We start from the raw sequence: 14,561 nt of genomic DNA, 5'->3' as shown, positions 1-14,561 counted from the left end.
GGAAAAACTCCGAATTTACTGGGTTACAGGCATTAAAAAAGCGCTCATAAGAGCGCTTTATTCATTAGAAAAAGCTTACTTTTTCTTTTTTGCCTTAGGGTTAGGCAAGTCAGTAATTGAACCTTCATACATTTCTGCAGCAAGACCAACAGATTCGTGCAATGTTGGATGAGCATGAATGGTTAATGCTAAGTCTTCAGCATCACAACCCATTTCAATTGCTAGGCCAATTTCACCGAGTAATTCGCCGCCATTAACACCCACAATAGCACCACCGATAACACGATGAGTCTCTTTGTCGAAGATTAACTTAGTCATGCCTTCGCTTGCATCTGATGCGATTGCACGCCCACTTGCAGCCCAAGGGAAAGTCGCAGTTTCATAAGCAACACCTTGCTCTTTTGCTTCTTTCTCAGTTAGACCAACCCAAGCAACTTCTGGGTCTGTATAGGCAATAGAAGGGATAACTTTAGGGTCGAAGAAGTGCTTAAGACCTGAAATAACTTCAGCAGCAACATGCCCTTCATGCACACCTTTGTGTGCCAACATTGGTTGACCAACAATGTCACCAATAGCGAAGATGTTAGGGACGTTAGTACGCATCTGCTTATCAACGTTAATGAAACCACGCTCATCAACATTAACGCCTGCTTTCTCTGCGTCTAGCCCTTTACCGTTTGGAGAACGGCCAATAGCAACCAGTACTGCATCATAACGAACAGGTTCGCTAGGTGCTTTCTTACCTTCCATTGTAACGTAGATACCGTCTTCTTTTGCTTCAACTGCAGTCACTTTAGTTTGCAAGATTAAGTTAAACTTCTTCTTAATTTGCTTAGTGAATACGCGTACAACGTCTTTATCTGCAGCAGGAATAACTTGATCGAACATTTCAACTACGTCGATTTCGCTTCCTAGAGATGAGTAAACGGTCCCCATTTCTAGACCGATGATACCGCCGCCCATAACTAGCAGCTTAGCAGGAACTTCTTTAAGCTCAAGCGCGTCAGTTGAATCCCAGATCCGTGGATCTTCATGGGGAATGAAAGGCAGTTTGATCGGACGTGAACCCGCTGCAATAATCGCATTGTCAAAGTTAACCACTGTAACCGTGCCATCTTCCGCAGTCACTTCCATTGTATTTGGGCCAGTGAACTTACCTAGACCATTAACAACATCAACTTTACGCATTTTAGACATTCCGCCTAATCCGCCAGTAAGCTGACCAATAACTTTATCTTTAAAGCCACGAAGCTTATCAAGATCAATCTTTGGCTCACCAAAAACGACACCGTGATCAGCAACAGCTTTTGCTTCTTCAATCACTTTAGAAACATGAAGCAGTGCTTTAGATGGGATACAACCAACGTTTAAACAAACGCCACCCAATGTGCTGAAGCGTTCAACGATGACAGTATCTAGGCCGAGATCCGCAGCACGGAATGCCGATGAATAGCCCGCAGGGCCTGCGCCTAGTACAACTACCTGAGTTTTGATTTCGTTACTCATGTTTTCCTCTATTCTTTTTATGTCGTTGGCGGGAGCACCGTCTCAACGATAAAGTGTGGCCAAATTAGGGTCTGTTTACCTTTCGAGCTTAGTTTTTGTTCGAATTCAATGCTTTTAGTACAAGGCTTTAGCGATGACGCTTAGCTCGCTAAGCGAAAAGCTTACAACGCTGTAATAAAGGCATTGAAACGAACCCGAAGGGCCGCGCTTCTTGGCTATTTTTACTGCGTTACAGCCAATTTGTGGAGAATGACTAAACCGCATACTCTTCGCCTTGCCAAAATAGCCAATAATCTGTGGCAAAAACAACCATGAAAGATCAACAGACCCTTTGTAGGTGACCGCATTTTAACCTTTGTTTGATACTGATCACAATCCTAGTCGTAATAGAAAAAAGGCTGCTCATCATGAGCAGCCTTCAACTTTACAAAATAAGCGTGCGAATATCACTGAGGACGGTTGAAAGCATGACGCTGAATCGTGCCGCCATCGCGCCATCAATAACTCGGTGATCGTAAGATAATGACAACGGCAACATTAACTTAGGTTCGAAGTCTTTACCGTTCCACTTCGGCTTTATTTCAGATTTAGACACACCTAAAATGGCCACGTCAGGGTAGTTAACGATAGGCGTAAATGCCGTACCACCAATGCCACCAAGGCTTGAAATAGTGAAACAGCTACCTTGCATATCAGCAGACTTAAGCTTGCCGTCACGCGCACGGAGTGAGATGTCCATCAGCTCACGTGAAAGTTCAATAATGCCTTTCTTATCGACATCACGCACCACTGGCACCATAAGACCGTTCGGCGTATCAACCGCAACACCAATATGGAAGTACTTCTTCTTGATCAACGACTCGCCATCAGCACTTAGGCTTGAGTTAAATACTGGGAACTCAGCTAGCGCTTTAGCAACCGCTTTCATCATGAAGACTAAAGGCGTGATCTTATAATCCGCTTTCTTCTTCGCAGCAATCGCGTTTTGATCTTTACGGAATGCTTCCATTTCAGTGATATCGGCTTCATCAAACTGCGTCACATGGGGAATAGTCACCCAGTTACGATGCAAATTAGGACCGGATATTTTCTGAATACGACTTAACGGCACTTCTTCAACTTCGCCAAACTTAGCGAAATCAACTTTAGGTGCAGCAATCACGTTTAATCCGCCAGCGCCACCCGCTACAGCAGTAGCGGCCGATGCTTTAGGACGACTGAGCTCATACTTGATGAACGCTTGAACGTCTTCTTTCAGAATACGACCTTTACGACCCGAACCTGTCACCTGAGTTAAGTCAGCACCAAATTCACGTGCTAAACGGCGCACTGCAGGTGAAGCATGTACAGCACCTGTTTTAGGTTGACTACCTGCACTTGGGTGATGCGGAACGGGTGGCTTGCTTACTGCAGGAGCAGGAGCGACTGCCACTGGAGCCGGAGCACTTGCTGCAGGAGCAGCGGCAACTGGCGCGGTAGAAACCGCTTCAATGGTCGCAATCACGCTACCTTGAGATACCTTGTCACCGATTTTAACCGTCAGGCCAACCAGTTTACCGGCAACAGGTGCAGGCACTTCCATGGTCGCTTTGTCTGTCTCAAGCGTGATTAGACCTTGATCGAGCGTCACTTCATCGCCAATGGCAACCAGAACTTCAATCACGTCGACATCTGCTGCATCACCAATATCTGGTACTGCAATCTCTTGCACAGAGCTAACGGCAACAGTCGTGGCTACAGGAGCCTCAACCGCTGGAGCTGATGCTGCCGGAGCGGCATCACCAACTTCTAGTGTCAGTACTAAAGACCCCATCGAGACCTTGTCACCCAAGGTCACTTTAAGTGCTTTAACGATACCCGCTGAAGGTGCAGGCACCTCCATGGTCGCTTTATCTGTCTCTAAAGTAATCAAGCCGGTGTCAACATCAATCTTGTCACCAACAGCCACTAAGACTTCGATAATCTCAACATCGCTTGCATCACCGATATCAGGAACCATCACGTCAATAATTTTAGTACCACCCGCAACCGGAGTAGCAGGTGCAGCTACTGGAGCCGGAGCCGCAACTGCTGCAGCGACTGGCGCTGGAGCCGATACTTCAACTGCCGGTGCTGCACTTGCTGCGGTAGACATCATCGCAATCAAAGTACCTTCTGATACGGTATCGCCTACTGCCACTTTAAGCTCGCTTAATACGCCAGCAAAAGGTGCAGGAATATCCATGGTCGCTTTGTCGCTTTCAACCGTGATAATTGATTCTTCTGCTGCGAGCGTATCGCCTACAGCAACACAGATTTCGATAATCTGAACGTCATCACCACCGATATCAGGAACCAAAACTTCTTTTAATTCAGCCATTTTGTTTCCCTCTTACGCGTACTGTGGGTTGATCTTGTCAACATCGATACCATATTCTTTGATGGCTTTAGTAAGCACATCAACAGGTAGCTCGTTACGGTCAACAAGCGCTTTAAGTGAAGCAATAACGATAAACTTAGCATCAACTTCAAAATGATGACGTAGGTTCTCGCGGCTGTCACTGCGGCCGAAACCGTCGGTACCCAGCACTTTGTAATCTGTTGGGATATAAGCGCGTAGCTGCTCACCGTAAATCTTCATGTAATCTGTGGCTACAATCGCCGGCGCATCGCTAGATAACACTTCAGTGATATAAGGCACTTTTGGTGTTTCAGTTGGATGCAGCATGTTGTAACGCTCTGCCGCTTGGCCATCACGTGTTAGCTCATTGAAGCTAGTAACACTGTATACGTCAGTAGAGATACCGAAGTCTTTAGACAGTGCAATTGCCGCTTTACGCACTTGCTCTAGAATGGTGCCACTGCCCATTAACTGGACTGCGCCTTTACCGCTACCTTGAAGGGTTTCTAGCTTGTAGATACCTTTAACGATACCTTCCTCGCTGCCTTCAGGCATTGCTGGTTGCTCGTAGTTTTCGTTCATTGTAGTTAAGTAGTAGAAAACATCTTCCTGCTGCTCACCATACATACGACGAATACCGTCTTGAACCACAACCGCAATTTCATAACCGTAGGTTGGATCATAAGAGATACAGCTTGGAATCGTGTTAGCCAACACATGGCTGTGACCATCTTGATGCTGTAGACCTTCGCCGTTAAGCGTTGTACGACCCGATGTACCACCAATCATAAAGCCACGCGCACGCATATCACCTGCAGCCCAAGCCATGTCGCCAATACGTTGGAAACCAAACATTGAGTAGTAGATATAGAACGGGATCATTGGCGTGTCGTTAACAGAGTAACTCGTTGCCGCAGCGACCCAAGATGACATAGCACCTAGCTCGTTAATCCCTTCTTGCAGTACTTGACCGGTTTTATCTTCACGGTAGTACGCCACTTGATCTGAATCTTGTGGGATGTACTTTTGCCCTTCGTGAGCATAGATACCTACCTGGCGGAATAGACCTTCCATACCAAAGGTACGTGCTTCATCAGGGATAATCGGTACGATTTGCTTACCAATTTTCTTGTCTTTAAGCAGTGCAGTAAGAATACGCACAAATGACATTGTGCTTGAAATTTCACGGCCGTTTGAGCCTTTAAGTACCGAATCAAAGATCTTCAATGATGGCACTTCAATCTCACCAGAGAACTTCTGACGACGTGAAGGGATAGCACCATGTAATTCTGCGCGGCGCGCTTGAAGATATTGAACTTCTTCTGAATCGGCACCGGGATGATAGAAAGGAATATCTTCTAACTGATCATCACTAATTGGGATATTGAAACGATCGCGGAAGTATTTAAGGGAATCAAGGCCCATTTTCTTCACGTTATGCGCGATGTTTTTGCCTTCACCAGCATCACCCATACCGTAACCTTTAACGGTTTTAGCAAGGATAACGGTTGGACGGCCTTTAGTATTTTTAGCGTGCTGAAGCGCAGCAAAAATCTTCACTGGATCATGGCCACCACGGTTTAGACGCCAAATGTCATCATCTGACATGTTAGCCACCATTTCAGCAGTCTCTGGGTACTTACCAAAGAAGTGCTTACGCGTATAAGCGCCACCTTTAGCTTTACAGTTCTGGTATTCACCATCAACGGTTTCTTCCATCAACTGCAATAACTTGCCGCTAGTATCACGGGCAAGTAGTGGATCCCAATAACGACCCCAAATCACTTTAACCGCTTCCCAGCCTGCGCCGCGGAATTCGCCTTCAAGTTCTTGGATGATCTTACCGTTACCACGCACAGGACCATCAAGGCGCTGTAAGTTACAGTTAACAATGAAGCAAAGGTTATCGAGCTCTTCACGTGCTGCAAGACCGATAGCACCTAATGTTTCAGGCTCATCACACTCACCATCACCTAAGAAGCAATATACCGTTTGCTCAGAGCAATCTTTAATACCACGGTCAGTCAGATACTGCAGGAAACGTGCTTGATAGATAGCTTGGATAGGACCTAAACCCATAGATACCGTAGGGAACTGCCAGTAGTCAGGCATTAACTTAGGGTGTGGGTACGAAGGCAGACCTTTACCATCAACTTCCTGACGGAAGTTATTCATCTGATCTTCAGTGATACGCCCTTCAAGAAAAGAACGTGAATAGATACCAGGAGCAATATGGCCTTGGAAATAAACCAAATCGCCGCCGTCTTTTTCATTTGGACCGCGGAAGAAGTGGTTAAAACAAACGTCATAAATGGTTGCACTAGAGGCAAAGCTTGAGATGTGACCACCCAGCTCCAGATCTTTCTTAGAACCACGTAGCACCATCGCCAACGCATTCCAACGGACGATAGCGCGAATACGGCGCTCCATCTCTTGGTTGCCAGGCATATGTGGCTCTTGGCCTGAAGGAATCGTGTTCAAGTAAGCGGTCGTCGCTTTATAAGGTAGATGAGTACCATTACGACGGGCTTTATCAATCAACTTTTCTAATAAGTAGTGCGCACGTTCAGGGCCTTCTTGCTCTAATACCGCTTGCAGTGAATCTACCCATTCTTGAGTTTCTAGTGGATCTAAATCGTGTAGCATATGTTCAGACATGACGCTGTCCTTCCCTATATACATTAATAATAATGAATTATATGAATAAAGTGGTGTTTGACTTAGTCCCTAAGCACCACTTTTTAAGCGGCGCAGACTACGCTGCAACCGGCTATCTTCTTCTCTTACAGACAACATCACTTCTTCAATGTAACTTAAGTGTTCATTGGAAGCTTCTCGGGCTGCTTCAGGATCACGACGCACGATAGCAGCGAGCAAAGCTCGTCTGTGCTCGTTCGCCATAGTAGAGGCTTCTTCGCGTCGGCTTAAAAGCTCTAAGTTCTGTGCCACGTTTTTATGCAGCACAGGAGATAAACTTAAGACAAGGTGTAGCATCGCCACGTTATGAGATGCTTCGGCGACTGCACGATAAAAACGTACAATTGAATCGGCTTGCGCTTCTATCTCTTCTGCTGTTTCCACTTCTAATATGCAACGCTGGATATTTTGCATATCAGCGTCGTTACCACGAAGTGCAGCAAAATAAGCCATCATGCCTTCAGTGGCATGACGAAACTCCAGTAAGTCGTACTGACTTTCTGAATCAGAATGCATTAACTCAACGATGGGATCGGCAAGACTTTGCCATAACTGTTCTTTTACATAGGTACCGCCACCTTGGCGACGCATCAACAAGCCTTTTGCTTCTAGCTTTTGAATCGCTTCACGCAAAGAGGGGCGTGAAACCTCAAACTGCAGCGCCAATTCACGTTCAGGTGGAAGCTTCTGCCCTGGCTGAATACTGCCTTCCAGGATCATCTGTTCCAACTGACCCATGATGACGTCAGATATTTTTGGCTGGTTTATTTTGCTATAAGCCATATGGCCTCAGCTCCTATTGTAAATTGGTCTTACCAATTTCATTAACTGAGCGCACTTTATCAAATCACACTTTATATGTCTAGTTAGTGATCTGCATCATATTCATGCGCGATGTGTGAGCATAGCTGATTTTTTTCAAGATGGGGTCAGACCAATGTTCCAATTAGCTGATTGTTGTTGAGCAACGCGTCAAACCGTGGTTCATTAACGCCTCACGGAAACATCCGCAATGATATAAGGGTCCCGAATAAAAAGAGGGCTACCGTTATATAGCAAGCCCTCTTATCCAGCACATTTTAGGCTACGAGTTGCTATCGTATTTAACTCACGACACCAAAAATAGTCATCAGCGATAATACGGTAATAAGCAGTATGAAATTACGCTTACTGAGCTGTAAAAGTGCAATGGTCGATTGCACGCAAACGGGAGCAGAAGAGGATTCTGGCAGCGTTTCCGCTTTGGTAGCCACTTTAGTAATAATGTCTCTGGCAGCCGTTTTAGGGTTAAAGGCCAGGCTAATCCAAGATGAAATAGCCAGTCTAAAGTGACCACTGAGTACATAACCAAATGCAAAGATGCGACTTGGAAGCCAATCTAGAATAAATAACAGCGTATCAACCAAGGGTAATTCAAGATCGCGATTACGATTCTCTTCACTGTAAAAGCGCACAGTACAATACAGTACTGAACCCACCGGGCCGAGCAGAATAAGATACAAAGCAATGGCACCGTAATAACGGTAGTTTATCCAAGCCACGCTCTGGCCGACACGTTCACCAAGATCTTGCTCACTGACGGACTCGAGACACGTACTCGAATCCAGCTCTGCAGCATAGTTAAAACAGGCCTGCGAATCACCACGACAAGCCGCTTGAATATAGCGTTTAAACGCTTGTCTTTGCTGGTTATGACTAAAGCATAACACTGCAATTGCCACCCACAGCACTAAGCTAATTGCGCCCCAGAACATTCCGGATATAAACCAAGAGATGATGTTAATTGATAAAGCTGGTAACAGCAGCGCCAGTGCCATCATAAAGGTTGAGCGAACTTGTTTATCACCAAACAGGGTTTGATGGTATTTAGACAAGATCACATCAAACTGCAAAGCGTCTGGTAACAAGCGCATGCGTTCAACAAAAATTGCGATTAATAATGAAAATAAAGCCATAGATTTTCCACCCTCGATTGCCTAACCTAAAAAGTGTGACCATTTACCGTCAAAGCAGTGCTAGAAGCGCTGCTAAAACAGTTATAAAAAGTGCTAAAGCAACCCTTTAAAACGCTGCCAATCAAAACTGTCACCGGGGTCTGTTTTCCGCCCGGGGGCAATATCGCAATGCCCGACAATGCTGTCAGGCGTTAAATTAGGATAATACTCAATAAGGCTGTGAGCTAGCTGTGCCAAACACACATATTGCTTATCGGTATAATCGATATCGTCTGTGCCTTCAAGCTCAATGCCGATGGCAAAATCATTGCAGCCCGTCCGCCCGTCATATTGAGACACACCAGCATGCCAAGCTCTGTCATCACAGGACACATATTGCACTAGCTCGCCGTCACGCCGGATCAAAAAGTGCGCCGACACTTGTAGCCCGTTCAAATCATTAAAACCACTCTGTGCACTCACATCTAAACAGCCTTGAAAAAGCTGGTCGATATAAGGCAAACCAAAATGACCTGCTGGTAAGCTTATATTATGCACCACTAATAAGCTGACCTCATTTAGCGGCCGCGCGTTAAAATGTGGCGATAAACACAAGCGCGCCTGCGTAAACCAACCATCAATAAGAGAATAACGCAAAAACACCCCGATTAACCGACGTAGATAATGCACACTTTATCAGGTTTATCCCTATGAATATAGCAGCTAACCTAATCGTAGCGGTCAATCTTTCGGGCTGTTTTTTGAGTTAATAACTTGAGCTAAGCTGTTGTTAAAATGCAAAGCTTTAATGTAATACATCTAGGCTTAGCCGCATCAATAATAGCCACTCTAATCAGCCCAAGGTTAGCCTTTCCACGCTGTAAAAGTTGATGACTGTAGACCCGCTAAACGACTCAGCCTTACTAAAACGGCAAGCCAAACAGTGGTAAACGGTCGTATAAAACGGTGCTAAAACCACCGCGATGAAACTAACATCAGAAAACAACACCCTGAAAAAAGCGGCCCTATAAGCAGTATAAAAAATGTATTCATCTAAAACATTCAAACAATATTGCTAGGCTATATCACAAGGCTTTATGTTAAGATTACAGATATAAAATACACTTATTCCATTGCTACATTTAGTCAGTAAGGACAGCCTAAGATGCTTGAAAATGACATCCGACTCTCAGTCAAAGCCGCACTAGACGAAGATTTAGGCCATCAAGATGACCACTCCAATCTATCTTTATCACAACGTTTCGATGCCGATATTACCGCGCAACTCATCCCAGCAGACAAAATAGCCCAAGCCACGCTAATAACGCGTGAAGAGGGTGTTTTTTGTGGTAAAGCATGGGCCGAGCAAGTATTTAATCAACTCGGTGGTAATGTCGCCCTGCACTGGCATGTGGACGATGGCGATTTAGTGGTGCCAAACCAACTATTATGTGAGCTAGAAGGGCCAGCACGCGCTATTTTGACCGGTGAGCGCACCGCGATGAACTTTATTCAAACGCTTTCTGGTGTTGCCACATTAACCAAGCATTATGTCGATCGTCTATCGGGGACGCATACGCACCTGTTAGATACACGCAAAACGATTCCAGGGCTCAGAACCGCGCAAAAATATGCAGTTACTTGTGGTGGCGGTAAAAACCATCGTATTGGGCTATTTGATGCGTTCTTAATTAAGGAAAACCACATCATGGCCTGTGGCAGTATTGCCTTAGCGATTGCTGCTGCTCGAGCGTTACATGCTAATAAGCCGGTCGAAGTGGAAGTTGAGAGTATCAATGAGCTAACTCAAGCATTAGACGCAGAGTCAGATATCGTCATGCTCGATAATTTTGATGTCACCATGATGTTAGAAGCGGTAGAGCTCAACAATGATTACAAAGCCAAAGGCATGGGCGTAAAGCTTGAAGTCTCTGGCGATGTGACACTCAATACCATTAGCGACTTTGCCAAAACCGGGGTCGACTATATTTCCGTCGGGGCCCTCACCAAACACGTGCGCGCGTTGGATCTATCTTTAAGACTTAAATAGCGCCGACATGGCATTGATATAGTGTTGATATAGTATTTATTGAGCACTCAATATAAAGAAGGTCCTAGCGACTCATCGCTGAGACCTTTTTTGCTTTACCCCAACCTCACTTTTATCTCAGCAGCTATTCTTAACACTATCTCGTCACGTGCAATGTCACTCCTCACTCGACTCAAGCAAGACTCAAGCAAGACTCAAGCAAGACTCAAGCAAGACTCAAGCAGTTAAGCGTAACAGCTGAGTTAAAGCAGTATTTCATTTTTCAATTAAACAGCTCAATAAACAACCTAATCAAAAGCACAAATCAATAGACCAAAGCAGAACAGTATTGAACTGATTTTTTGATTACTAATGTTCTAATGACCATTTTTTAATGACTACTCTCCGAATCACTAGTTATCTGATGAATAATTAAACAAAACCAAACTAACCTTGGGATAACAACGACCCATTTAGCGCCATTATTAACCGATCTAAATCGGTTGCTAATGTAAAGTGACTATCATTTAGGTAAATATTAATATCGCTGAAATAACAAGCACCTTATTGTTTGTTATTTGTGCTTTCATGCCGACTTCAGCTAAGTGATAAAATATAGATCCAGTTTTAATAGCATTAGCATCTAATAGCGTCAGCGGCCCAATATCAAATTCGGCCGAGTGGTACCTAGGCTCACTAGTCACAGCATATAACCGCATATAGAGGATATTGTACTGAGGGTACAAGGAGTATTGGGAGCATAAATTGCTGCAGTTATTTACGGCTGAATAACCCGCAGCTCAATTTATACTGGCTAATGCAATGTACTTTGATGGCTATTTATGTTGCGAAAAAGTAAATTAAAAGATCGCGATTTTATATAAAAACAGCCTGAGAATATTCACTTGATGGGTTAACGTCAGATGTCGAAAATAAGACATCTATTGCAGTATTAAAACCACAAATAGCCCGCATAGCTTCAGCGCGCTCTAAATTACCTCAGCCTATTCCATGCGTCGTAAAAATGACGTTTTGTCATAATTCGTCAATAACCCTACGACTGCCAATATACTGTTATCACTTTTCAGTAGCAAAAACGCAACTTATAGATTAATTATCCGTTATATTGCAACTTTGTCGTCATTACCTATTCCAATTACATTAACTTTGTACTAACTTTGCCTATAGACAAGCTAGCAGCTACACCAGCTTGTTATTTGTTTGCTATTGACTGCTATCGAGTACGGTAAAATGTGCTTTTATCTCAAGTGGCTATATAGCGCTGAAGTTATTCTTGGCGATATCAACAAATGAGAATACTCAATGCACCATCAAGTAAGTAGCATATTGCTTCAGCAGAGTAGATTGAGTTAGTGCTTTACGTTCAATAAAAGAGAGCCCCAAAATATCGCGCAGATACGTTGGGACTAACTTTTCGGACAACTTGAAAAACTTACATAAATGAAGTCACCAAAAGCGGCTTTATTCATGTAGTAGCTAAAAGAAAGTCAGCAAGTAAAAGTTCGAAATGAAGAGTAATAAGAATTAATAACAAGATAGACACTGACACCTTAGGTCGCGCTATTAGCCAACATCGGTAGATAGGTCTTTTTTTAAAACCTCTACCACTGGCTCATAGCTTTGGATATTGCGACACGCTAGCGCAGGAGCATCAAGCAAGGTTGAAGCGCTATTAAACTAAGCAGCTGCAATAAACCGCGCTGACTTAAAGCTTTCTAATGGAGATAGACATGAACAAATCACAAATGACCAACGCTAAAGGTTTTACCCTAATTGAATTGATGATCGTTGTGGCGATTATCGGTATTTTGGCAGCGATTGCTTTGCCTGCGTATCAAGATTATATAGCAAAAGCGAACGCTACTAATGCAGTTGCCTCACTGAGCGGTTCAAAAGTTAAAGTAGCGGAAAGATGGTCCGTTGAGAGAGTACTTGATTGCAGTGTAAGAGCGGCTGTTCCAGCCACTGGTGTATCAGCTTTAGTTGCTATCCCGTATTGTACGGGTACAGCAGGTGCGCTTACACATACTGTTAGTGGAATTACTGCGACTCTAACACCTACTGTAGCAACAGCTGGAGCGATTGGTGAAATGACTTGGGCATGTACATTGACAGGAACTGGCGCTGTAGCAATTAAGAACTGTACAATCTAGATCAAACCGCTAATAGTCAGAGCAGAATACTAGTTAAATAGGCTTCTGCTCTGATATTGTAAAGCTACTATTTTGATTTAAAATATAGAAGCAATTGTTCAAGGTTACTATGCCAACTACGGGTCTTCATCTAGGTTTATCAACTCTTTTCATTCGCAAGCAGTTACTTAGCGAAGAACAAATTGCAACAGCAATTACTATTTCACGAAAAAATAATGTCTCTCTTGTTAGTACCATCATCAAACAAAAACTAGTATCAGCGAAAACCATCGCCGAGCTTTGCTACGAAGAGTATGGCACTCCGCTACTGGATTTAGACGAATTCGACATTGCCGCCATCCCCGATGAATTTCTTAATAAAAAGCTGATAGAGAAGCATAAGTGCCTGCCACTGTTTAAACGCGGTAACCGTCTCTATATTGCTACCTCAGATCCAACCAACATTGCCGCTCTTGAAGATTTTCAGTTCAGTGCAGGTCTGCACGCCGAAGCGATTTTAGTTGAAGATGACAAGCTGATGAAGGCGCTTGAAAAGCTGCTCGAAGAAGATATCACTGCGCTAGATTTAAGTGCTATTGATGAGGAAGCGCTTGCTGGCATCGAAGTTACCGACACAGATAAGCGCGATGAAGAGCAGGCGGGGAACGGTAAAGATGATGCACCAATTGTTATCTATATCAATAAAATTCTCACTGATGCGATTCGTAAAGGTGCCTCGGACTTGCATTTTGAGCCGTACGAGAAGCGTTACCGTATCCGATTTCGTATTGATGGCATTTTGAAAGAGGTCTCTGAGCCGCCCGTCAACCTGTCCGGCCGTATATCTGCGCGCTTAAAGGTGATGTCAAAGCTTGATATTGCCGAGAGAAGAGTGCCGCAAGATGGCCGCATCAAAATGAAGATGTCGCGCACTAAGTCTATCGATTTTCGTGTCAGCACCTTGCCCACTATTTGGGGCGAAAAGATCGTAATGCGCATCTTGGACTCATCTTCGGCGCAACTGGGCATTGAAAAACTCGGTTACGAAGATGATCAAAGACTGATGTACGAACAGATGCTATCAAAGCCGCAAGGGATGATACTGGTCACCGGCCCGACGGGTTCGGGTAAAACCGTCTCCCTGTATACTGGGCTCAATATTCTTAACACCGAAGAGCGTAATATTTCTACCGTCGAAGATCCAGTAGAGATAAACCTTGAAGGCGTTAACCAAGTTCATATTAATTTAAAGGCGGGGCTCACTTTTGCCTCAGCGCTGCGCTCATTTTTGCGTCAAGATCCCGATGTGGTAATGGTCGGAGAAATTCGCGATCTAGAAACTGCCGAAATAGCGATTAAAGCGGCACAAACCGGTCACCTGGTATTATCGACCTTGCACACAAATTCCGCGGCAGAGACCCTCACCCGTCTAATCAATATGGGTGTGGCAGGTTATAACATTGCCAGCTCGGTTAATTTAATTATTGCCCAGCGTCTGTCTAGACGCTTATGCCCAGCCTGTAAAGCACCGGAGATAATCCCTGAGGATGAGCTGCTTAAGCTTGGCTTTAGCCAGCAACAGCTAGCTGAGGGTATTACCCCGCACAAACCTGTCGGCTGCGAGCACTGCTCTGGCGGCTATAAGGGCCGCGTCGGTATTTATGAAGTGATGAAGATGTCCGATGAAATTGCCCGCACCATCATGGAAGGGGGTAATTCACTGCAAATTTTAAAACAAGCTAAATCACAAGGGATGCGCGATTTGCGCGATTCAGGGCTGTTAAAGGTGATTCAAGGCGTAACCAGTATTGCCGAGATCAACCGCGTCACCAGCTTCTAAGCTTTATGTTTTGAGATTTAAT

At 44.5% G+C, this 14,561-nt stretch carries 9 protein-coding genes; 3 read left to right on the top strand and 6 right to left on the bottom strand.

The features are described from left to right. Positions 1-75 precede the first annotated feature (75 nt). The 6 genes from lpdA to ampD all read right to left on the bottom strand — a co-directional run bounded on the left by lpdA (position 76) and on the right by ampD (position 9,174). Positions 76-1,506, bottom strand: coding sequence for a dihydrolipoyl dehydrogenase (lpdA, locus tag CXF83_RS03480; RefSeq protein ID WP_101090694.1), 1,431 nt, complete (start codon positions 1,504-1,506; stop codon positions 76-78). Between the two features lie 424 nt (positions 1,507-1,930). After that, on the bottom strand, positions 1,931-3,865 hold the full coding sequence (gene aceF / locus CXF83_RS03475) for a pyruvate dehydrogenase complex dihydrolipoyllysine-residue acetyltransferase (RefSeq protein WP_101090695.1): 1,935 nt from the start codon (positions 3,863-3,865) through the stop codon (positions 1,931-1,933). Between the two features lie 12 nt (positions 3,866-3,877). After that, positions 3,878-6,544 (bottom strand): pyruvate dehydrogenase (acetyl-transferring), homodimeric type, encoded by a 2,667-nt coding sequence (aceE, locus tag CXF83_RS03470; protein ID WP_101090696.1) that lies wholly within the window; start codon positions 6,542-6,544, stop codon positions 3,878-3,880. Positions 6,545-6,613: 69 nt separating this feature from the next. Further along, on the bottom strand, positions 6,614-7,366 hold the full coding sequence (gene pdhR / locus CXF83_RS03465; RefSeq protein WP_101090697.1) for a pyruvate dehydrogenase complex transcriptional repressor PdhR: 753 nt from the start codon (positions 7,364-7,366) through the stop codon (positions 6,614-6,616). 320 nt (positions 7,367-7,686) lie between these two features. Then, the gene (gene ampE, locus CXF83_RS03460) at positions 7,687-8,538 is read right to left on the bottom strand and encodes a beta-lactamase regulator AmpE (RefSeq protein ID WP_101090698.1); all 852 of its coding nucleotides are present in this window, start codon (positions 8,536-8,538) and stop codon (positions 7,687-7,689) included. Between the two features lie 93 nt (positions 8,539-8,631). After that, positions 8,632-9,174, bottom strand: coding sequence for a 1,6-anhydro-N-acetylmuramyl-L-alanine amidase AmpD (gene ampD / locus CXF83_RS03455; protein WP_101090699.1), 543 nt, complete (start codon positions 9,172-9,174; stop codon positions 8,632-8,634). 508 nt (positions 9,175-9,682) lie between these two features. Here ampD and nadC point away from each other — a divergent pair. From nadC to pilB, 3 genes are all read left to right on the top strand, one after another. After that, positions 9,683-10,567: a carboxylating nicotinate-nucleotide diphosphorylase gene (nadC, locus tag CXF83_RS03450; RefSeq protein WP_101090700.1), complete on the top strand. Its 885-nt coding sequence runs from the start codon at positions 9,683-9,685 to the stop codon at positions 10,565-10,567. A gap of 1,730 nt (positions 10,568-12,297) precedes the next feature. Next, complete coding sequence (locus CXF83_RS22945; protein ID WP_269801699.1) at positions 12,298-12,720, top strand: pilin; 423 nt, start codon at positions 12,298-12,300, stop codon at positions 12,718-12,720. Positions 12,721-12,829: 109 nt separating this feature from the next. After that, a complete protein-coding gene (pilB, locus tag CXF83_RS03440) occupies positions 12,830-14,539 on the top strand; it encodes a type IV-A pilus assembly ATPase PilB (RefSeq protein WP_101090701.1) in 1,710 nt (569 codons plus the stop codon). The last annotated feature ends 22 nt before the right edge of the window (positions 14,540-14,561 follow it).

This window comes from Shewanella sp. Choline-02u-19 (genome assembly GCF_002836205.1).
Taxonomy (GTDB): Bacteria; Pseudomonadota; Gammaproteobacteria; order Enterobacterales; family Shewanellaceae; genus Shewanella.
This window is presented reverse-complemented; position numbering and strand designations above follow the sequence as displayed.